Raw genomic sequence first — 23,739 nt, 5'->3', positions numbered from 1 at the left:
GATGGCCGTGACCACCGCGGTCCGCGTCGCCGGACCGGCAGCCGTTCTCGCGGCCTTCCTCGCCGCCGCGGTCGCGATCCTCGTCCCGGCCGCGGGCCAATCCGTCCTTCCGGAGGGCGCGCGCAGCGAATGGGCGCCCGTGGTCACCGCCGCGCTCGCCGTCCTCTCGGCGGCCGGGCTGCAGCGGACCGGCTCCCGCCGCACGGCGTGGATGCTGGCCGCCGCGTCGATCGTGGTGCTCGGCTCGATCCGCTATCTCGTTCCCGCAGGCATCTCGGCCGACAGCCTGACGGTCGTCGGATGGGTGATCGCCGCGATCACCGGTGTGCTGCTCGGGGCGGCGACCGCGGGCTCGTGGGGTTCGGCGACCGGTCAGTGGGCCCTGATCGCCGGTGGGTGGGCGGCCTTCCTCACCGCCGCGGCCGTCGGCTCGGAGGTCCCCGTCGACGCCCTGCGCTGGACGGTGCCGCAGTGGGCGCTGGCCTTCGCACTCGTGGCAACGGTCGCCGCCGCGCTGACGGTTCCTGCCGGGATGCGCGTGCAGCGGGCCGATCCGCGATTGCTCGCGATCATGGTGTCCGCCGCGGTGGTACTCTCGGTGGGCTATCGGCTGCTCGGTGAGTTCGTGGGTTCCCGCGCGAACGACACGGGGGTGCTCCTGTGGCTGGTCGCCGGTGGAGCGCTCGCGGTGGCGGTCGTCGGCGCCGAGATCGTCGCGCGCCTCGTTCCACCCGGCGACGACCGGTTCGTCCTCGCGGTCACCGGAGCCGTGGCCGCGGCGTACCCCGTCCTCGTGGAGTTGTGGTCGGGTATGCAGTCGGCGACCGTGCCGTGGTGGGTGCTGCTCGTCGCGGTGGCCGCCGTGGTCGCCGGGGTGCGGCTCTCCCCCTACATGCCGTACGCGCTTCCCGGGCTGGTGCTCGCCGCGTCGATCTCGGCGGCGACGGTGTGGTGGCCGGCGGAGATCGGCGAGGGCATTCCTCTCGCGGTGCGGGTCGCGCTCGTCGCGCTCGGCACCGGTCTCGCGCTCGGCGCATCGCTGCCGGGTTCGGCGTCCGTGGCGGCTCTCGGCCTGGCGCTGCCGGTGCCGGCGACGGCCGTCGTGGGGGCGGTGTGGATGCTTCCGGCTGATACGCAATGGTCGGCGCTCGCATTGTTCGCCGCCGCCGTGATCTGCGCGTGGCAGGTGCGCTAGAGCTCTCACCTCCCCGATTCGCAAGCGTGCGAAGACAACCGTTAGGATGGGCACAATCCGTTTTGCCCGATGACGGCGAGCGGCGTGCATGTCGGGGCGATCCCCGTTTCGGCGGTGTGCCGTCCGCTGTGACGACAGCGAGTCCCACGGCCCGCAGTCAGTTTCACCCCGCCGACAGGCCCGACCCCGACGGAGTGCCTTTTGATCGCCATACTCGTTGCCCATGCGGTCGCTGCTCTTCTGGCGCCGCTTCTGGTCAGAGTCATGGGGAGAAATGCATTCCTGCCGCTCGCGCTGGTGCCCCTCGCAAGTCTCGGCTGGGTGATCACCAATTGGGGAACCGATCAGAAATTACAGATCGCGTGGGCCCCGACGCTGTCGATGAATGTCGATCTGCGCTTCGACACGCTCTCGGCGATCATGTGCGTGCTCGTCCTGGGCATCGGCTCGCTGATCCTGCTCTACTGTTCGCGTTATTTCGAGGACGACGAGCCCCGCCTGGGCCTGTTCGCCGCCGAGATGGTCGCCTTCGCCGGCGCCATGTTCGGCCTGGTGGTCAGCGACAACATGTTGCTGCTCTACATCTTCTGGGAACTGACGACCGTCCTGTCGTTCCTGCTCGTCGGGCATTACGCCGAACGCGCTTCGAGTCGTCGTGCCGCCACCCAGGCGCTGCTCGTCACCACGGCCGGTGGTCTGGCGATGCTGGTCGGCATCATCGTCCTCGGCGAGATGGTCGGCAGCTACAACCTGTCCGACGTCGTCGCGGCGGCACCCCACGGCTGGCTCGCCGGTGTGGCCGTGGTGCTCGTGCTCGTCGGTGCACTGTCGAAGTCCGCCGTGGTCCCGCTGCACTTCTGGCTGCCCGGTGCGATGGCCGCCCCCACCCCGGTCTCCGGATATCTTCACGCCGCGGCGATGGTCAAGGCCGGTATCTACCTCGTGGCCCGGCTCGCACCCGGCTTCGCGGACAGCGCCGCGTGGCGGCCGATCGTCATCGGGCTCGGTCTCGCGTCGATGATCCTCGCCGGCTGGCGAGCGTTCCGCGCCTTCGACCTCAAGCTCATCCTGGCCTTCGGCACCGTCAGCCAGCTCGGTTTCCTCACGGCCCTCGTCGGCACGGGCAGCCGGGAAGCAGCCCTGGCGGGCCTGGCGATGGTGATCGCCCACGCCCTGTTCAAGGCGTGCCTGTTCATGGTGGTCGGCATCATCGACCACTCCACCGGCACCCGCGACATTCGCAAGCTCGCACATCTCGGCACCGCCGCGCCCTACCTGATGGTGATCGCGATACTCGCGGCGGCGAGCATGGCAGGTCTGCCGCCGTTCATCGGGTTCGTCGCGAAGGAAGCCGCACTCGAATCGTCGCTGGTGGCCGAAGTGCTGCCCGAATGGGCGCGGATCGCCATGACCGCGGGCATCGTGGTGGGGTCGATCCTCACCCTCGCGTACAGCATCCGGTTCATCTGGGGTGCGTTCGGTCGCAAGCAGCTCAAACGTCCGAGCCCCGCGGTGCAGAACCTGCACGCGCCCGGCCCGCTGCTGCTCACCGCCCCGAGCGTTCTCGCGTTCGCCGGTCTCGCCGCGGGCTTCGCGAGCTCGTGGATCGATCACCTGATCGCCCCCTACGCCGACGAGCTGCCCACCGAACTCGACAAGCCCTACCACCTGGCGTTGTGGCACGGATTCACTCTGCCGCTCGCTCTGACCGGCGTGGTGATCGTGGGCGGCACGGCCCTGTTCCTCGCGCACCGCACCATCGCGCGCCTGCGCTTCGAGCACCCGCCGCTCGGCAACGCCGACCGGATGTACGACGCGACCCTCCAGGGCATGGACACCCTGTCCCTGCGCCTGACCGGTTTTCTGCAGCGCGGTTCGCTCCCCCTGACCCAGGCGACGATCCTCATCACCCTGGTGGCGCTCCCGACGGTGCTGATGTTCTTCTTCGGGCTGAGCACGATGCCGTCGACGCGCGCATGGGACTCGATCTGGCAGCTCGGGGTGGGGCTGATCATGATGGCCGCCGCGGTCACCGCGACGGTCCTGCGCAATCGCCTCGGCGGTGTGCTGGTCGTGGGCGTGACGGGTTACGGGCTCGGTGTGCTGTTCGCCCTCCAGGGAGCTCCCGACCTCGCGCTCACCCAGTTCCTCGTCGAGACCGTCACCCTCGTGATGTTCGTGCTGGTCCTGCGCAAGCTGCCCGCCGAGACCGACCCGGCCGCGGTGATGGGCAGCAAGTTCGCCCGCGCGATGCTCGGCATCGCCGTGGGCGCGGTGGTCGTCGGGATCGGCGCCTACGCCGTCGCGGCACGCACCACCGATCCGATCTCGCTGCTACTGCCCGACGCCGCCTACTACGGCGGTGACGGCAAGAACATCGTCAACGTCCTGCTCGTCGACATCCGCGCCTGGGACACGATGGGCGAGATCTCGGTACTGCTGGTCGCTGCGACCGGCGTGGCCAGCCTGGTCTTCCGCACCCGCCGCTTCGGCACCGCCCCACGTGTGGCGGACGCACCCGCGGCGCAGCTCGACGCGGTCTCCGCCAGCAACGAGACGACCTGGCTGCTCGGCGGCGATCTCATCGATCCGCGCTACCGCTCGCTGGTCCTCGAGGTCACCACCCGGCTGGTCTTCCCCACCCTGATGATCCTGTCGGTGTACTTCTTCTTCTCCGGGCACAACGCGCCCGGTGGCGGCTTCGCGGGCGGTCTCGTCGCCGGTCTCGCGCTGGTGTTGAGGTACCTGGCCGGCGGACGCTACGAGCTCGGAGAGGCGGTTCCCATCGACGCCGGCAAGATCCTCGGCCTCGGACTCACCTTCGCCGCGGGCACCGCACTGGTGTCGATGTTCCTCGGCGCCCCGGCCCTGTCGTCGGCGACCCTCGAGCTCACGCTGCCGCTGCTCGGCGACATCAAGCTCGTGACCGCACTGTTCTTCGACCTCGGTGTGTACCTCATCGTGGTCGGCCTGATCCTGGACGTGCTGCGCAGCCTCGGTGCTCGCCTCGACGCCGAGACCGTGGGTGAGGGCCGATGACCGCGAACATCACGCTCCTCGCCGTCGTCGGCGTGCTCGTCGCGGCCGGTGTGTACCTGTTGCTCGAACGCAGCATCATCAAGATGCTGCTGGGGCTGTTGCTGGCCGGCAACGGCATCAACCTGTTGCTGCTGACCCTCGGCGGTCCCGCAGGTCATGCACCCATCGTCGGTGTGGAGAGCGACGTCGAGCCGGACATGGCCGATCCCCTCGCGCAGGCGATGATCCTCACCGCGATCGTCATCACGATGGGTGTGGCGGCGTTCGTGCTGGCACTGACCTACCGCTCCTACACCTACCGCGCACGGGACGAGATCGAGAACGACCCCGAGGACACCCTCGTGTCGCAGCGGCGCAGTCTCGCCGACCTGCCGTCGCGAGACCGCTCCGACGACCCGCTCACCGGTATCCCGAGCAAGAGCGGCGATGCCTTCGACGCCGCGGGCAACCCGATCCCGCTCGACCAGCTCAAGAACATCGAGGACCTCGAGGCGTACGAGGACCTGCACGACGGCGACTTCGACGACCCGACCGACTCGGCCTACACGCAGAACCAGGGCGGGACGGACGAGCCCGGTAGTGCCGACGCTGCCGAGGACGCCGACGAAGCCGTGCGTGCCGGTGAAGTCGACGAGGCCGTCCGTGCGGACGACCCCGACCCCGAGGCCCCCGATCCCGCCGAGGGCGAGCGGACCGGAGACGACGACAAGAACGGGAAGGAGGATCGCCGATGAACCTGAGCGTCGCGAACCTCGTTCCCCTCCCCGTCCTCATCCCGCTGCTCGCCGCGGCCGCGACCCTGATCGTCGGCCGTCGTCCCCGCGCCCAGCGGTGGATCACCGTCTTCGCGCTGGTCGCCTCGCTCGCCGTGTGCGTGGCGCTGCTGTACTACGCCGACGCCGACGGCATCGCCGTACTGCAGATCGGCGGGTGGGAGGCGCCGATCGGCATCTCGCTGGTCGTCGACCGATTGTCGGCGTTGATGCTGGTCGTCTCCGGGATCGTGCTGCTGTCGGTGATGCTGTACGCGGTCGGTCAGGGTATCCACGACGGCAACGAGCAACAGCCCGTCTCGATCTTCCTGCCGACCTATCTCGCGCTCACCGCGGGCGTCAACATCGCCTTCCTCGCGGGCGACCTGTTCAACCTCTTCGTCGGCTTCGAAGTGCTCCTCGCCGCCTCGTTCGTCCTGCTGACCCTGGGCGCGAGCGCCGACCGCGTCCGCGCGGGCGTCTCGTACGTCATGGTCTCGATGGTGTCCTCGCTGGTCTTCCTCGTGGGCATCGCCTTCGCCTACGCCGCCACCGGCACCCTGAACCTCGCCCAGATGGCCCTGCGGATGGACGAGGTCTCACCGGGCACCCGGGCCGCGATCTTCGGTGTGCTGCTCGTGGCCTTCGGCATCAAGGCCGCGGTCTTCCCGCTGTCGTCGTGGCTGCCCGACTCCTACCCCACCGCACCCGCACCGGTCACCGCCGTCTTCGCCGGGTTGCTGACCAAGGTCGGTGTGTACGCGATCATCCGGGCGCACACCCTGCTGTTCCCGGGTGGCGAACTCGACGACGTCCTGCTCGTCGCGGGTCTGCTCACGATGATCGTCGGCATCCTCGGTGCGATCGCGCAGAACGACATCAAGCGTCTGCTGTCGTTCACGCTCGTCAGCCACATCGGCTACATGATCTTCGGCGTCGCCCTGTCGTCGCAGACAGGCCTCGCGGGCGCCGTCTACTACGTCGGCCACCACATCCTCGTGCAGACCACCCTGTTCCTCGTGGTGGGTCTGATCGAACGCCAGGCCGGGTCGGCGTCGCTGCGACGCCTCGGCAGCCTCGCGCTCATGTCCCCGCTGCTGGCGGTCCTGTTCCTCGTCCCGGCGCTCAACCTGGGCGGTATCCCGCCGTTCTCCGGGTTCATCGGGAAGGTCGCCCTGCTGCAGGCCGGCGCGGAGGACGGTTCGGTCCTCGCCTGGGTCCTCGTCGCCGGCGGTGTCGTGACGAGCCTGCTGACCCTGTACGTCGTGGCGCGTATCTGGACGAAGGCGTTCTGGCGGGCACGCGCCGACGCTCCCGAGGGCGATCTCGCCGACATCGGCCCGTCGGCGCTGATCGACGAATCCGCCACCGACATCTCCTTCGAGGAACGCCCGGACGTCGGCCGGATGCCGCCCGCGATGCTCGTCCCCACGGTCTGGCTCGTGGCGATCGGTGTGTCGTTGACGGTCTTCGCCGGTCCGTTGCTCGACATCAGCAACCGTGCCGCGGAGAACCTGCGCGACCGCACCGTGTACATCGAGGCCGTGCTGGGTGGTGAGCAGCAATGATGAAACGCGCCAACGTCCTGCGCATGTTCGTCGTGGGATGGACGACGCTGGTCTGGGTCCTGCTGTGGGGCACCTTCAGCATCGCCAACATCCTCGGCGGCGTGGTCGTCTCGCTCGTCATCATGTTCGTGCTGCCGCTGCCGCGTGTGCCCGTCGAAGGGCGCGTGCACGTGTGGTCCGCGATGCGACTCGGCGCGGTGATCTTCGGCGAGACCATCCGCTCGACGATCAACGTGGCGTGGCTCGCGATCCGGCCGTCCCCGCCGCCCGTCACCGGCGTGCTGCGCTGCCGGCTCACCATCAAGTCCGACCTGGTGCTGACACTGTGGACGGACATCATGAACAACATCCCGGGCACCATGGTGCTCGAGATCGACCAGGTGCGGCGGATCATGTACGTGCACGTCCTCGACGTGAGTACCGACAAGGCCGTGGCCGACTTCTACCGTTCCGCCCGCCTCATCGAGCGTCTTCTCATCCAGACGTTCGAACGCGAGTCGGAATGGCAGGCCAGCCCCTGGCGCAGCGGAACGGAGGAACTGACGTGACCGTGACACTGGTGATCGCGGGGGCACTGCTGTTCGTCTCCGCGGTCCTGATCACCTACCGCGTGATCGCGGGCCCCAACTCCCTCGACCGGCTCGTCGGCGTCGACGCCCTGCTCGCGCTCGGCATCTGCGGCATCGCGATCTGGGCGGTGTACACGCGCGACACCTCGGTGCTGCCCGCCACCGTGGCCCTGGCCCTGGTCGGCTTCATCGGGTCGGTGTCCGTGGCTCGATTCCGGGTGCGTGACGAAGGATGACGACGATCATCGACACCTTCGCCCACATCCTGATCCTCATCGGGTCGGTCATCTCGCTGACCGCCGCAATCGGCGTCGTGCGTTTCCGCGACACCCTGTCGCGCATGCACCCCGCCACCAAGCCCCAAGTGGTCGGCCTGTTGTTCGTGCTGGGCGGTGCCATGATCATGCTGCGCAGCTCGATCGACATCTGGATGATGGCCCTGGCCGGCATGTTCATGGTGCTCACCGCACCCGTGATCGCCCACCGGGTCGGCCGCATCGCCTACCGGGAGCAGCTCGGTCGCGACGGCCTGCTCGACGAGGACGCTCCCGGCGGGGCCTGACAACCGACGAGGACCTGAAGGCAGGGGCGTTCTCGGCCGATCACTCCTTCAGTTCCTGCACGAGCGAGTCCACCACCGCGACGAGATCGCCCTCGGTCTGCTCTGCGAGCCGGCGCTGACGCTGGTAGGACGCGCCCCGCACCGGAATGTCCGCGACCCGCGCGAGTTCGTCGGCGCAGCCGAGCCGCACCGCGGTGGGCATGATCTGCTCGAGCAGGTCGTTCAGGTCGTCGGTGACCAGCCGCTCGGTGCACACCGGGTCGAGGATCACCTCCGCCTCGAGTCCGTAGCGCGCCGCACGCCATTTATTCTCCTTGACGTGCCACGGCTGCAGCACGGGCAGTTCCTCACCCCGTTCGAGACATTCGTCGAAGTAGACGACGAGCGAATGCACGAACGCGACGAGGGCGGCCAGTTCGGCGCGGTTGGTGATGCCGTCGAAGACCCGGACCTCGAGGGTGCCCCATTTCGGCGCCGGCCGGATGTCCCAGTGCATGCCCCCGGGATGGCTGATGACGCCGGACTTGAGCTGGTCGGCGATGAACTCCGCGTACTGCGGCCAGTCGGCGAAGTGGTAGGGCAGGCCGGCGGTCGGCAACTGCTGGAACATCAACGCCCGGTTGCTCGCGTAGCCCGTGTCGTAGCCCGCCCAGATCGGCGACGAGGCCGACAAGGCGAGCATGTGGGGATACTTCACGAGCATGGCGTTGAGGATCGGGATGACCTTCTCCGCGGAGGAGATCCCCACGTGGACGTGCACTCCCCAGATGAGCATCTGCCGTCCCCACCAGCGGGTGCGGTTGATCATCTCGTCGTAGTCCGGGGAGGGCGTGACGGTCTGGTCGGTCCACTGCGCGAACGGGTGGGTACCTGCGCACATCAGGTCCACGCCGTTCGGGTCGGCGGCACGTCGTAGCAGCGAGAGCGACTCGGACAGGTCGTCGACCGCCTCGGCGACGGTGTCATGGACGCCGGTGACGAGTTCGACGGTGTTGCGCAGGAACTCCTTGGTCAACCGCGGGGTCTCCCCCGCGATCTCCTTCACCCTGTCGAAGACGACCGCCGCGCTGTTCGAGAGATCGCGGGTGGTCTTGTCCACCAGAGCGATCTCCCATTCCACGCCGATCGTGGGACGGGGTGATCCCGGAAACGCAACTGCCACGTCTCGATCCAACCACAGGGCCCCGCCGACGGATGTCCGTCTGCGGGGCCCTGTGTCGGGAATTACCTGCGAGATCGAGTCTCAGGAGATGAGGTCTCCGGTCACTCGATGACGCCGCACGCGAGGCGTGCGCCGAGGTTGTCCTGGTGCACGACCACCGAGGCGCCGTCCTCACCCTCGAGGTCCTCGAGGCCGAAGGCCGAGGTGGTGACGGTGGCGGTGGCAGTGCCGTCCTCACGGACGACGAGCGAGACCAGGTCGCCGCTCTCCGGGACGGAGGTGTTGCCGCCGGCCTGCAGGTGGGCACCGGCGGACAGGAACGCGCCGGGCTCGCCGCCGTTCGGAGCGGTGGACTCGGCCTCGCAACGACCGAACTCGTGGATGTGGACACCGTGGTATCCGGGCTCGAGACCCTCGACCTCGACGGTCACCTCGACGTTGCCGCCGCTCTCGGCGAACGACACGGTGCCGGCCGACTCACCGTCGACCGTGGTGAGCTCTGCGGTGAGCGCAGCAGCGGAGGCGGAACCACCGGCGTGCGACTCGCTTCCGCCCTCGGTGCCGTGATCGTCGCCGTGAGCTTCGGAAGCGGGTGCGGCGGATCCCGTCCACACCGGCGGCGTCGTCCCCGGCTCGGTGGTCGGCTCCTGGCCGTTCGAGCACGCAGTCAGGCCCACCGCAGCGATCGCGACGATCGGGGCCAGAGCACGCCAGGACATGCGACGGGTGGAACTGGAGACCATCAAACCGCTCCTTCGAAGTGCCGAAAAGTCACCCGATCATAACCGGGCGTCTCCGGCGCTCACCCAGTGGCGGACCGACACGCTTCCGGTACTACGGCGAAGTGACGATGACGATCACTCCGGGGGCGGCATCGCGGATGCCCTCGAAGCGCGGTTGCGCGGTGACACCGAGCGACTCCGCGACGGCCGTCGCGGTCTGCTGCTCGCCGGGCGACGACCCGTAGAACACCGAGGTCTGCGTCAGCAGGCCCTCGCTGTAGTTGCCGGTCTCGGAGATGGTGAAGCCCTCGTCCTCGAGGTAGGTGGCGGTCTGCGCGGCCAGGCCCGCGATCTCGGAGTTGTTGAACACGCGGACCGGCGCCGCCGCGGCGGCCGAGGTGTCGGAGGCGAACGAGGTTCCGCTCGCCACCGGCAAGGGAGCCGAGGACGCGGCCGCAGTGGTGGTGGTCGCGCCGGTCCCGGCGGCGGATGTGCCACCGTTCGCGGCGGCGGGGGCGGACGTGCCACCGTTCGCGGCGGCGGGGGCCGGCGCAGAGGGCACCGCGGCCGAGCGCGTCGACGGCGCGGCAGCGGTCGTCGTCGTGGGTGCCGCCGCGGGAGCGGGTTCGTCGTCGGAATCACCGAGCGAGGCGAAGCCGAGACCGGCGAACAGGATGCCCAGGGAGATCAGGACCATCGCGAACGCACGCAGAGGCGGTCCCGAGGGTGCGGGCGCGCGGCTGGGGATCTCGGGGGTTCTGCTCACGACCTCGACCATAGTTGCCCGAGCACACGCAGCGCTGCCGACCGGCCGCGCGTGTCGACATCGCAGTATCCGGCCCTCGGGCCGCCCGTCTAACGGGTGTCGAAACCGAGCCGACGGGCCGCGCGGGCCTTCTGACGACTCGCACGCAACCGCCGCAGCCGCTTGACCAGCATCGGATCGGCCGCGAGCGCCTCGGGACGATCCACCAGAGCGTTGAGCACCTGGTAGTAGCGGGTGGCGGAGAGACCGAAGAGTTCCTTGATGGCGTCCTCCTTGGCACCGGCGTACTTCCACCACTGCCGCTCGAACGCCAGGATGTCGAGATCGCGACGGCTCAGGCCGTTCGCCTCGTCGCCGGTGGGCTCCTGCGCGGATGCACCGTCGCCCTGCGGGGACACGAGATCGGACCGGTCGTTGCCGTGCGCTGCTGCGCCGTCCATTTCCCTCCTCGACTGACTGGATCACACCGTGACGAAGAGTCCTTGCGTCCCGGCGGAAGTCATTCAATCACGGGGTGGGGACACATACCGGTTCGAGAACGCCGCGAGTCGATCCCATTATCCTGTGTCACCATGGCCATTCTTCCCATCGTCATCGTCGGCGACCCCGTCCTGCACAACCCGACCCGGCCGGTGACCGAGTCACCCGCCGAACTCGCTCAGCTGATCGCCGACATGTTCGAGACGATGGACGCGGCCAACGGGGTCGGTCTCGCCGCCAATCAGGTCGGTGTCGACAAGCGACTGTTCGTCTACGACTGCCCCGACCGCGACGAGTCCGGCAAGGTCGCGCGCCGCCGCGGTGTCGTCGTCAACCCGATCCTCGAGACCTCGGAGATCCCCGAGACGATGCCCGACCCCGAGGACGATCTCGAGGGCTGCCTGTCCGTGCCCGGCGAGAACTTCCCCACCGGTCGCGCCGACTGGGCGAAGGTCACCGGTACCGACGAGAACGGTGAGCCCGTCGAGATCGAGGGCCACGGATTCTTCGCCCGCATGCTGCAGCACGAGGTCGGGCACCTCGACGGCTTCCTGTACGTCGACGTCCTGATCGGACGCAACGCCCGCGCCGCGAAGAAGACCATCAAGCGCGCCGGATGGGGTGTCCCGGGCCTGACCTGGCTCCCCGGTTCGGTGGAGGACCCGTTCGGCCACGACGACGAGGAGGAGTGACGAGGCGACCGACGAACCGTCGATGACGACCGACCGTCCGGCCCCGTCCGTACCCCTCGGCACCCGGGTGGTGCTGCGGTACCGCCTGCCCGCCGGCTACAGCCATCCGATGACCGACGTCATCGGTGAACTCGTCTCCGTCGAACCGGTGGTCGCGGTGCGCACCGCCGACGGTCGCGTCGTCCAGGTGTCCCCCACCTCGGTCGTCGCGCTCAAGCCGATCGCGGCGCGGCCGATCCGAGCGTCGGAGATCCGCGCGCTCGAGCACGCCGCCGCCGCGGGGTGGCCCGGTCTCGAATCGGCCTGGGTGGACGGCTGGCTCGTGCGCGCCGGGCACGGTTTCACCCGGCGCGCCAATTCGGCGACGCCGCTGGGCGAACGCGGCACCGTCGCCGACCCCACCGATCCGGCCGTCCGCGCCCGGCTCCGTGAATGGTTCGCGGCGCGCGGACTGCCGCTGCGGCTGCTGGTGCCCGATCGACTCGCCCGGATCCCCGAGGGGTGGCCGACCTCCGAGCCGGTGCTCGTGATGGGCGCCGACCTCGCGAACGTGCCGTTGCCTCCGGAGCCCACCCCGGTCACGATCACCGACCGGCCGGACGCCGACTGGATGTCGCTCCACCGCGCCGACGCCGGCCCGTTGCTCGCGCAGGACGTGCTCGGCTCGGTGGCCGCGGGGATCCTCGGGTTCGGCCGCATCGGTGCACCCGGGCAGCCGCCCCTGGCGATCTGCCGCGCGGCGATCACCGACGCACCGGACGGACGCCGCTGGGTGGGTCTGTCGACCGTGGAGGTCGCGCCCGAGCACCGGCGTCGCGGACTCGGCACCCTCGTGTGCGGTGCCCTGCTGCGCTGGGCCCGCGAGCAGGGCGCGACCCACGCATATCTGCAGGTCGAGGAGTCGAACACGGCGGCCCGCGCCCTGTACCGCGAACTCGGCTTCGTCGATCACCACCGCTACCGGTACGCCTCCGAACCCGTCGGATAGGTCGCCTACAGTGGGCGTGTGCGCCTTGCTACCTGGAATGTGAACTCCGTCCGTGCCCGTACCGACCGCATCCTCGACTGGTTGCAGCGAACCGACACGGATGTGCTCGCGATGCAGGAAACCAAGTGCAAGGACGAGCAGTTCCCGTACGAACGCTTCGAGGAACTCGGCTACCGCGTCGCGCACGTCGGCCTGAGCCAGTGGAACGGTGTGGCCATCGCGTCGCGCGTGGGCCTCGACGACGTACAGATCGGCTTCGAGGACCAGCCCGGTTTCTCGAAGGACCCGGAGGTCGATCCGGCGCTCGAGGCGCGTGCCATCGGCGCGACGTGCGCGGGTGTGCGTGTGTGGAGCCTGTACGTCCCCAACGGCCGCGACCTGAACGACCCGCACTACACCTACAAGCTCGATTGGCTCGCCAAGCTGCGCGCCGACGCGCACGCCTGGGCCACCGCAACGCCCGAGCAGCCCATCGCGCTGGTCGGCGACTGGAACGTCGCCCCCACCGACGACGACGTGTGGGATCCGGCGTTCTTCGAGGGCAAGACGCACACCTCGCAGCCCGAGCGCGACGCCTTCCACGCGTTCGCCGAGGTCGGCTACACCGACGTCGTCCGTCCGTACGCGCCCGGCCCCGGGGTCTACACCTACTGGGACTACACCCAGCTGCGCTTCCCCAAGAAGCAGGGCATGCGGATCGACTTCGTCCTCGGATCGCCGGCCTTCGCGGCACGGGTGACGGGCGCCGAGATCGACCGCAACGAACGCAAGGGCAAGGGCGCGAGCGACCACGCACCGGTCATCGTCGACCTCGACCTCTGAGCAGGTCCCGCATCGGGTGAACCGCCCGCGCAGGCATCAGGCCTTGCGGGCGGGCACCTTGCGCTGCGGCTGCTTGCGCCGGGTCTCCTTGCGGTGGGGTTCCGTGCGTGGCGGCTCGAGAGGCACGACGACGTCACGGTAGTTCTCGTGCGACGACAGGAACCGCTGCACATAGGTGCACACCGGTCGCACCCGCCAACCCCGTCTGCGGGCGAGATCGAGCGAACCACCGACGAGGACGGCCGCGAGACCCCGATGGCCGAAATCCTCGACGATCACGGTGTGCATGAAGTCGACGACCGGCGGGTTCGGCGCCGGAACGCGTTCGAAGTCGTAGTACCCCAGGATGCCGACGAGATCGCCGTTGAGGCGCAGTTCGAACCGGTTCTGGTCGGCGTTGTCCGACACGGCGAGGTCCGGCGAACTCGTGTTCATGAGCGCCTCCAATAGGGGTGGTGCGTGATCGAACTGTGACCTATGCCACTATAGAGCAACGGGGCGACCACCGACGGCAACGCTGTGGTGTTTCGAAAAGTGCACCCGCCTCAGCGCCGCCCGGCCGTGATCGAACACACCCTCGGTAGGGTGTCCGCGTGGACCTTCTGCCCCTGTCGCCTCGAGGCGAGACCCCGGTTCGAGCCCTCACCATCGCCGGCACCGACTCCGGAGGCGGAGCCGGCATCCAGGCCGATTCCCGCACGATGGCGATGTGCGGTGTGCACGCGTGCGTCGCGGTGGCCGCCGTGACCGTCCAGAACTCCGTCGGCGTCCGCGGGTTCCACGAGATCCCCGCCGAGACCGTGGCCGACCAGGTGCGGTGCGTGGTCGAGGACATCGGGGTGTCCGCAGCGAAGACGGGCATGCTCGCCTCCACGCAGATCATCGAGGCCGTCGCGCAGGTGTGCTGCGAGGTGGGCATCGGCCGCGACAACGAGGTGCCGCTCGTCGTCGACCCGGTGTGCGCGTCGATGCACGGCGATCCGCTGCTGCACTCCGACGCACTCGACGCGATCCGCGGGGTGCTCATCCCCCTCGCCACCGTCGTCACCCCGAATCTCGACGAGGTACGGCTGATCACGAGCATCGACGTCGTCGACGACGCATCCGCCCGGCGCGCCGCCGAAGCGCTCCATGCGCTCGGCGCCCAATGGGTGATCGTCAAGGGCGGCCACCTGCGCAGCTCGGAGAAGAGCACCGACCTGCTGTTCGACGGCGACCGTTTCCTCGAGTTCAGCACGCCGCGCATCGAGACCGGCAACGACCACGGCGGCGGCGACACGCTCGCAGCCGCGATCGCGTCGGCCCTCGCGCACGGCCGGTCGGTGCCCGAGGCCGTCGAGTTCGCGAAGGAATGGATCACGAAGTGCCTCGAGTGGTCCTACGACCTCGGTCACGGCCACGGCCCGGTCAACCCGTTGTGGCGACTGCACGAGCGCTGACCGCGCCCGCCCTCACTCGGTGAACTCGGCGCGCACCTCGGCCCGCTGGTCGCCTATCGGCACCCCGTCGGGTCCGTCGATCGAATTCGCGTAGACGGCCGTGCCGTAGGCGACGGCGGCGGCCGCTGCAGCGAACGCGTCGCGGTCGATGCCGGCCAGGGTGTCCTCGGGGGTGTGGTAGTTCGGGTCGAAGGGCTGGTCGGCGGTGCCACCCCACAGGTCGGCCTGCTCGGGGGTCTTGACGTCGTCGGCGCCGGTGAACACCCCGCCCGCGGGGATGCCGAAGGCGACGAACGGGCCGTAGTCGGAGCGACCGTCGAAATCCGTTCCGCCGACCTCGATTCCGCGTTCGTCGAAGAACTGCGCGAAGGTCCGTTCGATACCCGCCGAACCCTCCGGTCCGGGTCCTTCGCCGACGGAGTCGGAATCGTCGCCGTCGAACACCAGATATCCGGCGTTGGGTGAGCCGAGCATGTCGAAGTTCAGGTACAGGGCGATGTCGAGTCGTTCCTCGTCGGACAGCGACTCGACGTACCTCGTGGAACCGACCAGTCCGACCTCCTCGGCGCCCCAGAACGCGAACCGCACCGCGTTGGTGACGCCCGGTTCGCTGCCGAGTTGCAGCGCGGTCTCGAGGACTGCGGCGACACCGGTTCCGTTGTCGTTGATCCCCGGTCCTTCGGGGACGCTGTCGAGGTGCGCGCCGACGACGACCACGTCGTCGGTCGAGCCGGTGCGGGTCTGTGCGATCACGTTGCGCGACTTCCGGTCCTCGGTGCGGGTCTGGAGCGTCACCGTCACCGAGGTCGCGGCGGACAGACGCTCGGCGTCGACCCCCGCCACACCCCCGACCGGGATGCGGGGGTTCGATTCCGCGCCGAGACCGGCGGCCTCGAGCGGGCCGTCCTCGTTGTTGGCGACGAGCAGCGCGGCCGCTCCCCGTTCGGCGGCGACCTGCTCCTTGACGGCGAAGGTGCACACGCCGCGATCGACGATCACCACCGCACCGGCCGCGTCGACACCGTCGTAATCGGTGGCCTCGCAGCCGGGGGTGTCGTCGGGGGCGATGCGCACGACACGCGCGGTGAGCCCCTCCGGTCCCGTCGACGGCGACATGCCGAGTGCGCTCACGCCCATCGGCTCCCCGTCGACGGTGAGCTGCTCGTTCTCGACGGCGAACAGGGTCGTGTCGAACTCCGGTGTCTGCACGTCGAATCCGGCGTCGCGCAGGGCTCCGGCGACGTAGTCGACGCTCGCATCGTAACCGGGGGTCCCGAGCGAACGGTTGCCGTCGTTCTCGCCGGCGATCCGTTCGAGTTCCGTCAGGTGCGCCGTGACGGCATCGAGCTGCACGGCGTCGGCGAGCGCCGTCGGGTCGACGGGCGGCGCCTCCACCTCCGCCTCCGAGCATCCCGCCGTCAGGAGTACACCGGCGGCGATCAGCGCCGCTCCCCGCATGCCGTATCTCGTCTGCGCCCGCGCCATCGCCCGAGCGTACAAAAAAGCACTGCGCCGCACGGGGAAACCGTGCGGCGCAGTGTGTGGAGGCAGAACCTGCAGCGTGTCGAGGTAGTACCTCAGGCGTCGCGGCGGTTGACCACCACGAGCGAGGCCGCGAACACCAGGAACGAGAAGGCCGCGAAGTACACGAGCGAACCCCATGGACCCCAGTGGAATTCGATTCCCTGCCCGATGCCCAGGAAGTTGTTCGCGTTCGCGAACGGCAGGAACGGCTGGATCTCGCGGCCCACCGAACCGAACAACGCGAACAACGACTCGAGCAGCAGCGGCCACAGCATCAGCAGTGCGATCGTGCCGGCCGACTGCCGCAGCAGCGTGCCGACACCGATCGCGAGGAAGACACACAGGAAGGCGTAGATCGCGGTGCCGTAGACCGCGCGCCACGCCGTCTCACCGCTGAGGACGAGTTCGCGACCGGCGTCCGGCCCGGCCAGCGCCTTCGCGAGGTAGAAGGCACCGAACGAGACCGCGAGCGTCAGCACCGCGCCGAGCACACCGATGAGCAGGGCTTTCATCGTCAGGAGCAGGGTGCGGTTCGGGGTGGCCTGGAAGGTCGTGCGGATGACCCCGAAGCGGTACTCGCTGGTGACCGACAGTGCCGCGAGGATCATGAGCACCAGCACGCCGAAGCCGGTGACGCCGCTGACCGCGACGTCCACGGTCGGATAGAAGCGTCCCAGCTCGTCGTCCATTCCGGCCGACGCGCGGGAGACCGACCCGAGGATCGCGGCCAACCCCAGGCCGAGGGCGACGATGACGACGGTGCACCACAGCGGTGACTGCACCGACGTGAGCTTGATCCGTTCGGCCCGCAGAGTGTCGAGCGCCGTACTCATCACAGTCCACCCTTCATGACGTCGTCGACTCCGGATCCGTGGTATTCGACCTCGCCGCCGGTGAGTTTCATGAACGCTTCCTCGAGCGACGCGTTGCGTCCCGCGAGTTCGTGCAACACGATCGACCGGGTCGCGGCGAGTTCGCCGATCTCCGCGGCCGGAGCGCCCGAGACGTGCAGGGCGCCGTCGTCCTCCCGCACGGTGTGCCCGCGCTCGGCGAGCGCGGTGCGCAGCTCGTCGAGCTGCGGGCTGCGCACGACGACGAACGAGTCGGAGGCGCGGTCGACGAACTCCTTCACCGAGGTGTCGGCGATGAGCCGTCCACGGCCGATGACGATGAGATGTTCTGCGGTCTGCGCCATCTCCGAGAGCAGGTGGCTGGACACGAGCACCGTGCGGCCCTCCGCGGCGAGCGCCTGCATGAACCGCCGGATCCACACGATGCCCTCGGGGTCGAGGCCGTTGACCGGTTCGTCGAACAGCAGCACGCGCGGGTTGCCGAGCAGTGCGGCGGCGAGACCGAGCCGCTGCGACATGCCGAGCGAGAAGCCGCCGGCGCGCTTGCCCGCGACCTCCGTCAGACCCACCTGGCGCAGCACCTCGTCGACGCGCGAGGCGGGCAGACCGTTCGACGCGGCCAGCCAGGCGAGATGCGACCGCGCCGACCGGTTGGGATGCACCCACTTCGCGTCGAGCAGCGCCCCGACGGTGGTGAGCGGCCGTGTCAGCTCGCTGTACGGCTTCCCTTCGATCAGTGCGGTTCCCGAGGTCGGCCGGTCCAGCCCCAGGATCATGCGCATCGTGGTGGACTTCCCCGCCCCGTTGGGGCCGAGGAAGCCGGTGACGATGCCGGGACGGACCGTGAACGTCAGGTCGTCGACCGCGGTCGTGGACCCGAAGGTCTTGGTCAAGCCGGTCACTTCGATCATGCGCACCACCCTACGTGCGGCTCCGGCGAGCGCATCCGATCACGCACCCCGGAGCCGCACGCGGTGCATCAGGGGACGAAGACCTCGGTGGTGACCGGGATGCTCGGTCGTTCGGTACGCATCGTCAGGGCGACGCGGCCGGGCCCGGGGAACACGTGCATGACCATCGGCCGGGTGCTCGTGTGGAAGGCCGGCACGAATCGGGTCTCCGTACCGCGGGCGCCGGTGTCGAGGTTGTGCCAGTCGAAAGCGACGGTGACATCGCAGTTCAGGATGCTCGGCGTCCACTCGCCGAGGAGCGAGTAGCCCTGCGTGATCCGCAGTTCGATCCCGTGGGTGGCACCCGGCGCCGAGGAGTACTCGTAGAGCGGGCCGTCGAAGGCGGTTCCACCGGCGCGCACGATGCCGGCGCAGATGCCGTCGCCCAATGTCAGCACCGGAGGTGTGGACAACTCCGTCGTCGCGCACGACCTCGGTCCGGTGTTCGACCAGCCCATCTGACACGGTTCCTGGGCGCCCGCGACACCCGGCGCCGCGACGGCGACGGCAACACCCATGAGCCCGGCAGCGGCGGCAGAGAGAATTCTGTGTGCAATTGTCATGCCCGGGGATCGTACATACCGATCGGTATCCCGTCGCCCGATAATCGGAAAACCCCTGAACACCAAGGTGCTCAGGGGTTTCCCGTGACGGTCACGGCTCCAGCGGCGAAGATGCCTGGGCCCAGAAGCGTTTCGGGATCCGGCCTGCGTGCCGGGCACGGAATCCCGCTTCGACGGCGTGGCGCATGGCCGACGCCATCAGCGCCGGATCCTTCGCGCGGGTGACGGCGGTCGCGAGCAGCACGGCGTCGCAACCGAGTTCCATCGCGAGCGCCGCGTCGGAGGCGGTCCCGATGCCCGCGTCGAGGATCACCGGCACACCCGCGGCCTCGACGATCATCTCGATGTGGTGCGGGTTCGAGATGCCGAGGCCGGTCCCGATCGGCGAGCCGAGCGGCATCACCGCGGCACAGCCGACGTCCTCGAGGCGTCGCGCGAGGACGGGATCGTCGGTCGTGTACGGCAGGACGACGAAGCCGTCGTCGACGAGTTGTTCGGCCGCGGAGACGAGTTCGATGGCGTCGGGCAGCAACGTCCGTTCGTCGGCGATGACCTCGAGTTTCACCCAGTCGGTCTCCAGCGCCTCCCGCCCGAGCTGCGCGGTCAGCACGGCCTCCTTCGCACCGCGGCACCCGGCGGTGTTCGGCAGCGGTTCGATGCCGAGGCGGCGCAGCAGGTCGAGAACACCGGTTCCGGAAGCCGCGTCGACGCGGCGCATCGCGACGGTGGTCAGTTCGGTGCCCGACGCGACGAGCGCCTCCTCGAGCACGGCCAGGTTCGCCGCGCCACCGGTTCCGGTGATCAGCCGCGACCCGAAGGTGCGGCCGGCGATGGTCAGCTGCGGCAGGTCGGCGCCGGGGTCCTGTGTGTCAGCCACCCTGGACCGCCGTGAGGATCTCGATGCTCGCTCCGCGCGTGACCGGCTCCGACCAGCGACCGCGAGGGCACACGACACCGTCGACGGCGACCGCGATTCCCTTCTCGGGCAGACCGAGCTCGTTCAGCAGCTGCGACACGGTCGGGGCCGCGTCGTAGTACTTGTCCTCACCGTTGACGGTGATGCCCACGGACACGTTCGTCATCCCACACTCGCTTCCGTAATTCGTCCAGGACAGGCGTGTTGCGCGTCGGCCAGCGACCGCCCGCCGAGTTCGGCGAGCACCGCGTCGACGGTGAGCGGCGTGAGCAGCACACCGTTGCGGCCGTGGCCGGTCGCGGCGACGACACGATCGGAGAGCCGCCCGATCAGCGGCAGGTTGTCGGGGGTCATCGGGCGCAGGCCCGCGCTCGCCTCGAACAGCTCGTACTCGCCGAGCGCCGGGAAGATCCTCTCGGCGTCGGCGATCAGATCGCGCACGCCCGCCACCGTGACCTGCGTGTCGGACGCCTCGTACTGCGTCGCGCCCACGACGAGACCGTCGTGGCGGGGCACCAGATAGGCGGGGCGGCCGTGGACACTCGCGCGCACGATGCGCTGCGGCGGCGGGGTCGCGCCGGGCCGCACCCGCAGGCGCAGGATCTCGCCCTTGACCGGACGGACCGGAAGGCCTGGCCACAGTCGCACCGACGCCGAACCGGCGGCGAGCACCACCTGATCGTCCGGCAGGTCGGCGAGGTCGTGCACGGCGGCATCGGAGAAACGCACCCCGGCCCCGGTGGCCGCGACACGCAGGGCGTCGACGAGCGCGCGGTTGTCGACCGACGACTCGGTCGGCGCGAGCAGTCCGAGGCGCACCTTCGGGCCGAGCGACGGTTCGAACTCGCGGATCTCCGCGCGGGAGAGCAGTCGCATCTCGTGCCCCCGCTCCCCGACCCATTCGGCGACGGTCCGCAGGTCGGCCGCGTCCGCGGCGTCGAGTGCGACGGTCAGCGACGCCTCGGCGGTGAACACGTCGACACCGGTCTCCGCGCGCAGTGCCTCCGCGAATCCGGGCCAGCGGTCGAGCGAGGACGCGCCCAGCGAGAGCACGTGGTCCTCACCGGGCCAGCCCTCGGACAGCGGGGCCAGCATTCCCCCGGCCACCCACGAGGCGCCGCTGCCGGGATTCGGGTCGTGCACGGTCACGATGTGCCCCGAGCGGGCCGCGCGCCATGCGATCGACAGCCCGATCACTCCGCCACCCACGACGGCCACAGTTGTCATTGGTCCACCTCACTCCCTGCGCCGGCATGATCCGGGTCAGGTCATAACGGTCGGGGCCGGCAGGCCCCCTCTCAGCCCCGCGAACCTCGGGACTCCCGTGTCGTCACACTTTCTGCCTAGAGGCTACCGTCTTGGTCGTGACCACCTATCGCGGCAACCATCCCGACCCGCGCGGCCGCCTCGCGACCGCCCGGTTGTACCTGTGCACCGACGCTCGCCGGGACACCGGCGACCTCGCACGGTTCGTCGAGGAAGCCCTCGCCGGCGGGGTCGACATCGTCCAGTTGCGCGACAAGGACTCGGCCGGCGAGAAGAAGTTCGGACGCCTCGAGGCACGCGAGGAACTCGCCGCCCTCGAGATCATCGGCGAGGCCTGTGCACGCCACGGTGCGCTCCTCGCAGTGAACGACCGAGCCGACATCGCGCTCGCGGCGGGCGCCGACATCCTGCACCTCGGTCAGGGCGACCTGCCGGTGCGGCACGCGCGGCAGATCCTCGGCGACGAGATCGTCATCGGCCGCTCGACGTCGAGCCGGGCGCAGGCCGCGCTCGCCGACATCGAAGAGGGCGTCGACTACTTCGCGTCCGGGCCGGTGTGGGACACCCCGACCAAGCCCGGACGGACCGCGGCGGGGCTGGAGGTGACGCGCGAGGTCGCGCAGTCGCAGCCGGCGCGGCCGTGGTTCGCGATCGGCGGGATCGATCTCGAGCGGCTCCCCGAGGTGCTCGACGCCGGGGCCACGCGGGTCGCGGTGGTGCGGGCGATCACGAAGGCCTCCGATCCGCGGGCAGCCGCGGCAGCACTGAAGGCCGCACTGCCGGCCTGAGGGCTGCTGCCGGCCTGAGGCGTTACAACCAGCCCAGCACGGCCGAGGGCGACATCGCGATCGTGCCCTCGGGCAACCGCGCGCGCAGGCCACGATCCGCGGTGACCACGACCGTCACCCCCGGATCCACCACGGCCGTCGCGGTGGAGGCCAGCCGGGCCAGTTCGTCGTCGCCGCTGCCGTCCGCGCTGTGCACCGGGATCCGGACGTCGTCGATCGTCGCGTCGCGGGCGTGCCCTGCGAGGACCGCTTCGACGCGGGGGACCCAGCCGAACGTCCCGTCGGGAAATTCGACGGTGCGGGGCAGGACCGCGGCGAGGTCGGCGAGCAGGGCGCTCGTCGCGCCGGGGCGGTCGCGCCACCATCCGGTGGGGCCGCTCGCTCCGAGCACGTTCGCGGTGTCGAGCAGCATGCGCACCGGTGAGGTGCGCAGCGACGGCCACGCCTCGGCGAAGCCGCTGTGCAGCGGCATCGTCTCCACCTCCGGTTCGGGCACCCAGCGTAGTTCGGTGCTCTCCTGGTTGAGGCTGGTCACGAGCGTTTCGGTGGCGTCGGCGACGACGGTGGTGTAGGTCCATCCGCCCGCGAGACCGGAGGTGACGCGTTCGGCGCGCACCGTCACGGCCGCGACGTCGATACCGGCCTCCTCGTGGGCCTCCCGCACGGCGGCGTCGACGGTGCTCTCGTGCGAGTCGCGCGCTCCACCGGGAAGAGCCCACGTCCCACCCTGGTGCGACCACGCCGCCCGGTGCTGCAGGAGAACCGCGGGGCGACCGTCCGCGAGCGGAGCGCGCAGCAGCAGACCTGCGGCGCCGTGTCGTCCCCAACGCTTCTCACCGTCCGGTCCGACCGCCCAGCCGTCACCGTCTCCACGCATTGCGTCCGCCTCTCCGATCCGCCCTCGCCCGGACCTGTGCCCGGTACCGGATCCCGCCGTCCGTGGACGGCAACAATACCGCCGGGCTGCTTATATGCTCCCCTCAGACCGCTCGACACGAGGAAGGGAGTGCCCGGTGGACGTACGGATCACCCCTCCCTTCGCGCCCGTCGAGAGCCACATCCGCGACGACGCCGACACGGACACTCCGGACGCCCGGTTCGACGACGCCCGCGCGCTGTTGCGATCCACGCCGGTCCGGTTGGTGGTCCTCGGGGTGGTGCTCACCGTGCTGCTCGTCGCCTCGGCGGTGGTCTCCGCGACCACCGTCTCCGGCAGGCAGGCCACCCACGACCGTCTCCTCTCGTCCATCGAGCCTCTCGCCAGCGCGGCGCAAAATCTCTACAGCGCGCTGTCGGTGGCCGACGCCGCCGCCGTCACGGGCTTCATCTCGGGCGGACTCGAACCGGAGGCGGTGCGCAGTCGCTACGTCCAGGCGACCAACGAGGCCGCGGAATATCTCGTCATCGCGGCGACCGGTCTGACCGACGCCGACCGCGAGACCGCACACAACCTGACGGAGATCGGGCGGCTGCTGCCCGTCTACACGGGTCTCATCGAGACGGCCCGCACCAACAACCGCACCGGGCATCCGGTCGGCGCCGCATATCTCGGCGAGGCCTCGCACCTGATGCAGACCGAACTGCTCCCCGCCGCGCAGGAACTGCACACGCGCGGTGTCGCCGCGGTCGAGGACACCCAGCGCGACGCGGTGCGGCCGCCCTGGCTCGCGATCGGACTGCTCCTCGTCACGGTCGCCGCACTGTGCGTGGCGCACGTCGTCGTGAGCCGCCTCTGTCGTCGCACCCTCAATCCCGGGCTCCTCGTCGCGATCGGTGCCACCGGGGCGCTGCTGTGCTGGTTGCTCGTCGCCGGCCTCGCCTCGTCGAGCGCAACCGAACGCGCCATCGACCGCGGCGCGGCACCGCTCGCCGATCTCACCGAGGGACGGATCCTCGCCCAGCAGTCGCGTACCGCCGAGACCCTGCTGATCGCCCGGCGCGACACGACCGGCGCGTACGACGACACCTTCGGGACCAACATGTCGCGACTCGGCGGCATCCTCGAGGAGTACGGACGCGATTCTGCCCTCGAGGCCGGCGCCGAAGCGGTGGAGGCCGCCCGGTCGGCGCACGAGGCGTGGATCAACTCGCACGCCCGCATGGTCGACGCCCTGGCCCGCGGCGA

At 69.8% G+C, this 23,739-nt stretch carries 25 protein-coding genes, 1 pseudogene and 1 riboswitch; of the genes and pseudogenes, 13 read left to right on the top strand and 13 right to left on the bottom strand.

All coding sequences use genetic code 11. The annotated features are described in order from the left end of the window. Position 1 precedes the first annotated feature (1 nt). The 7 genes and pseudogenes from B9C99_RS03610 (at position 2) to mnhG (ending at position 7,685) form a co-directional block, all read left to right on the top strand. Positions 2–1,195, top strand: coding sequence for a hypothetical protein (locus tag B9C99_RS03610; protein WP_088896991.1), 1,194 nt, complete (start codon positions 2–4; stop codon positions 1,193–1,195). A 201-nt stretch (positions 1,196–1,396) separates the two neighbouring features. After that, positions 1,397–4,234, top strand: coding sequence for a Na+/H+ antiporter subunit A (locus tag B9C99_RS03605; RefSeq protein ID WP_088896990.1), 2,838 nt, complete (start codon positions 1,397–1,399; stop codon positions 4,232–4,234). Then, positions 4,231–4,782, top strand: a pseudogene (locus B9C99_RS03600) (Na(+)/H(+) antiporter subunit C); the annotation flags it as partial. The gene B9C99_RS03605 and the pseudogene B9C99_RS03600, both read left to right, overlap by 4 nt. Before the next feature lie 182 nt (positions 4,783–4,964). After that, positions 4,965–6,554 carry a Na+/H+ antiporter subunit D gene (locus B9C99_RS03595; RefSeq protein ID WP_016691608.1) on the top strand — a complete coding sequence of 530 codons (1,590 nt, stop codon included), beginning with the start codon at positions 4,965–4,967 and terminating at the stop codon, positions 6,552–6,554. After that, positions 6,554–7,102 carry a Na+/H+ antiporter subunit E gene (locus B9C99_RS03590; RefSeq protein WP_016691607.1) on the top strand — a complete coding sequence of 183 codons (549 nt, stop codon included), beginning with the start codon at positions 6,554–6,556 and terminating at the stop codon, positions 7,100–7,102. Before B9C99_RS03595 ends, B9C99_RS03590 begins: the two co-directional genes overlap by 1 nt. Then, positions 7,099–7,359 (top strand): monovalent cation/H+ antiporter complex subunit F, encoded by a 261-nt coding sequence (locus tag B9C99_RS03585; protein WP_016691606.1) that lies wholly within the window; start codon positions 7,099–7,101, stop codon positions 7,357–7,359. Before B9C99_RS03590 ends, B9C99_RS03585 begins: the two co-directional genes overlap by 4 nt. Beyond that, positions 7,356–7,685 carry a monovalent cation/H(+) antiporter subunit G gene (mnhG, locus tag B9C99_RS03580; RefSeq protein WP_016691605.1) on the top strand — a complete coding sequence of 110 codons (330 nt, stop codon included), beginning with the start codon at positions 7,356–7,358 and terminating at the stop codon, positions 7,683–7,685. Before B9C99_RS03585 ends, mnhG begins: the two co-directional genes overlap by 4 nt. 40 nt (positions 7,686–7,725) lie before the next feature. Here the strand turns inward: mnhG and B9C99_RS03575 are convergent, their stop codons facing one another. From B9C99_RS03575 to B9C99_RS03560, 4 genes are all read right to left on the bottom strand, one after another. Next, positions 7,726–8,847: a glutamate--cysteine ligase gene (locus B9C99_RS03575; protein ID WP_026061024.1), complete on the bottom strand. Its 1,122-nt coding sequence runs from the start codon at positions 8,845–8,847 to the stop codon at positions 7,726–7,728. Between the two features lie 101 nt (positions 8,848–8,948). After that, complete coding sequence (locus B9C99_RS03570; RefSeq protein WP_016691603.1) at positions 8,949–9,590, bottom strand: superoxide dismutase family protein; 642 nt, start codon at positions 9,588–9,590, stop codon at positions 8,949–8,951. A 91-nt stretch (positions 9,591–9,681) separates the two neighbouring features. Beyond that, positions 9,682–10,347, bottom strand: coding sequence for a LytR C-terminal domain-containing protein (locus tag B9C99_RS03565; RefSeq protein ID WP_016691602.1), 666 nt, complete (start codon positions 10,345–10,347; stop codon positions 9,682–9,684). A gap of 77 nt (positions 10,348–10,424) precedes the next feature. Beyond that, positions 10,425–10,775: a DUF3263 domain-containing protein gene (locus B9C99_RS03560; RefSeq protein ID WP_016691601.1), complete on the bottom strand. Its 351-nt coding sequence runs from the start codon at positions 10,773–10,775 to the stop codon at positions 10,425–10,427. Between the two features lie 132 nt (positions 10,776–10,907). Here B9C99_RS03560 and B9C99_RS03555 point away from each other — a divergent pair, with 132 nt between their 5' ends. The 3 genes from B9C99_RS03555 to B9C99_RS03545 are packed head-to-tail and all read left to right on the top strand — an operon-like array spanning position 10,908 to position 13,317. Beyond that, a complete protein-coding gene (locus B9C99_RS03555; protein WP_016691600.1) occupies positions 10,908–11,507 on the top strand; it encodes a peptide deformylase in 600 nt (199 codons plus the stop codon). A gap of 22 nt (positions 11,508–11,529) precedes the next feature. Beyond that, on the top strand, positions 11,530–12,495 hold the full coding sequence (locus tag B9C99_RS03550) for a GNAT family N-acetyltransferase (RefSeq protein ID WP_016691599.1): 966 nt from the start codon (positions 11,530–11,532) through the stop codon (positions 12,493–12,495). An 18-nt stretch (positions 12,496–12,513) separates the two neighbouring features. After that, positions 12,514–13,317, top strand: coding sequence for an exodeoxyribonuclease III (locus B9C99_RS03545; RefSeq protein WP_026061022.1), 804 nt, complete (start codon positions 12,514–12,516; stop codon positions 13,315–13,317). Between the two features lie 36 nt (positions 13,318–13,353). Here B9C99_RS03545 and B9C99_RS03540 read toward each other — a convergent pair whose 3' ends face one another. Next, entirely contained in the window at positions 13,354–13,752 is a 399-nt protein-coding gene (locus B9C99_RS03540) for a GNAT family N-acetyltransferase (RefSeq protein WP_016691597.1), read from the bottom strand. Positions 13,753–13,910: 158 nt separating this feature from the next. Here B9C99_RS03540 and thiD point away from each other — a divergent pair, with 158 nt between their 5' ends. Next, a complete protein-coding gene (gene thiD / locus B9C99_RS03535) occupies positions 13,911–14,756 on the top strand; it encodes a bifunctional hydroxymethylpyrimidine kinase/phosphomethylpyrimidine kinase (protein WP_016691596.1) in 846 nt (281 codons plus the stop codon). 12 nt (positions 14,757–14,768) lie between these two features. Here the strand turns inward: thiD and B9C99_RS03530 are convergent, their stop codons facing one another. The 7 genes from B9C99_RS03530 to thiO form a co-directional block, all read right to left on the bottom strand. Continuing rightward, the gene (locus B9C99_RS03530) at positions 14,769–16,241 is read right to left on the bottom strand and encodes a M20/M25/M40 family metallo-hydrolase (protein WP_253249969.1); all 1,473 of its coding nucleotides are present in this window, start codon (positions 16,239–16,241) and stop codon (positions 14,769–14,771) included. Between the two features lie 92 nt (positions 16,242–16,333). After that, on the bottom strand, positions 16,334–17,113 hold the full coding sequence (locus B9C99_RS03525; protein ID WP_016691594.1) for an ABC transporter permease: 780 nt from the start codon (positions 17,111–17,113) through the stop codon (positions 16,334–16,336). Beyond that, the gene (locus B9C99_RS03520) at positions 17,113–18,042 is read right to left on the bottom strand and encodes an ABC transporter ATP-binding protein (RefSeq protein ID WP_026061020.1); all 930 of its coding nucleotides are present in this window, start codon (positions 18,040–18,042) and stop codon (positions 17,113–17,115) included. Before B9C99_RS03520 ends, B9C99_RS03525 begins: the two co-directional genes overlap by 1 nt. 68 nt (positions 18,043–18,110) lie before the next feature. Then, positions 18,111–18,644 carry a hypothetical protein gene (locus B9C99_RS03515; RefSeq protein ID WP_232622097.1) on the bottom strand — a complete coding sequence of 178 codons (534 nt, stop codon included), beginning with the start codon at positions 18,642–18,644 and terminating at the stop codon, positions 18,111–18,113. 91 nt (positions 18,645–18,735) lie between these two features. After that, the gene (locus B9C99_RS03510) at positions 18,736–19,521 is read right to left on the bottom strand and encodes a thiazole synthase (protein ID WP_016691591.1); all 786 of its coding nucleotides are present in this window, start codon (positions 19,519–19,521) and stop codon (positions 18,736–18,738) included. After that, complete coding sequence (thiS, locus tag B9C99_RS03505; RefSeq protein ID WP_006553656.1) at positions 19,514–19,726, bottom strand: sulfur carrier protein ThiS; 213 nt, start codon at positions 19,724–19,726, stop codon at positions 19,514–19,516. The genes B9C99_RS03510 and thiS overlap by 8 nt, the downstream gene beginning before the upstream one ends. Beyond that, complete coding sequence (gene thiO / locus B9C99_RS03500) at positions 19,723–20,787, bottom strand: glycine oxidase ThiO (protein ID WP_026061017.1); 1,065 nt, start codon at positions 20,785–20,787, stop codon at positions 19,723–19,725. The genes thiS and thiO overlap by 4 nt, the downstream gene beginning before the upstream one ends. Next, a riboswitch (TPP riboswitch) is annotated at positions 20,782–20,896 on the bottom strand. Its footprint overlaps the gene before it by 6 nt. 28 nt (positions 20,897–20,924) lie before the next feature. On the opposite strand from thiO, the gene thiE reads away from it, so the two are divergent. Continuing rightward, positions 20,925–21,614 (top strand): thiamine phosphate synthase, encoded by a 690-nt coding sequence (gene thiE / locus B9C99_RS03495; RefSeq protein WP_016691589.1) that lies wholly within the window; start codon positions 20,925–20,927, stop codon positions 21,612–21,614. Positions 21,615–21,636: 22 nt separating this feature from the next. Here the strand turns inward: thiE and B9C99_RS03490 are convergent, their stop codons facing one another. Then, positions 21,637–22,491 (bottom strand): NUDIX hydrolase, encoded by an 855-nt coding sequence (locus B9C99_RS03490; protein ID WP_088896988.1) that lies wholly within the window; start codon positions 22,489–22,491, stop codon positions 21,637–21,639. Positions 22,492–22,627: 136 nt separating this feature from the next. Between B9C99_RS03490 and B9C99_RS03485 the strand changes: the two genes are divergently transcribed. Beyond that, positions 22,628–23,739: hypothetical protein (locus tag B9C99_RS03485; protein WP_088896987.1), on the top strand; the 1,112-nt coding region annotated here is incomplete at its 3' end.

This window comes from Rhodococcus sp. BUPNP1 (genome assembly GCF_002215235.1).
In the GTDB taxonomy this organism is placed as follows: Bacteria; Actinomycetota; Actinomycetes; order Mycobacteriales; family Mycobacteriaceae; genus Rhodococcus.
The sequence above is the reverse complement of the archived record's forward strand: the minus strand, read 5'-3'. Positions and strand labels throughout refer to the sequence as shown.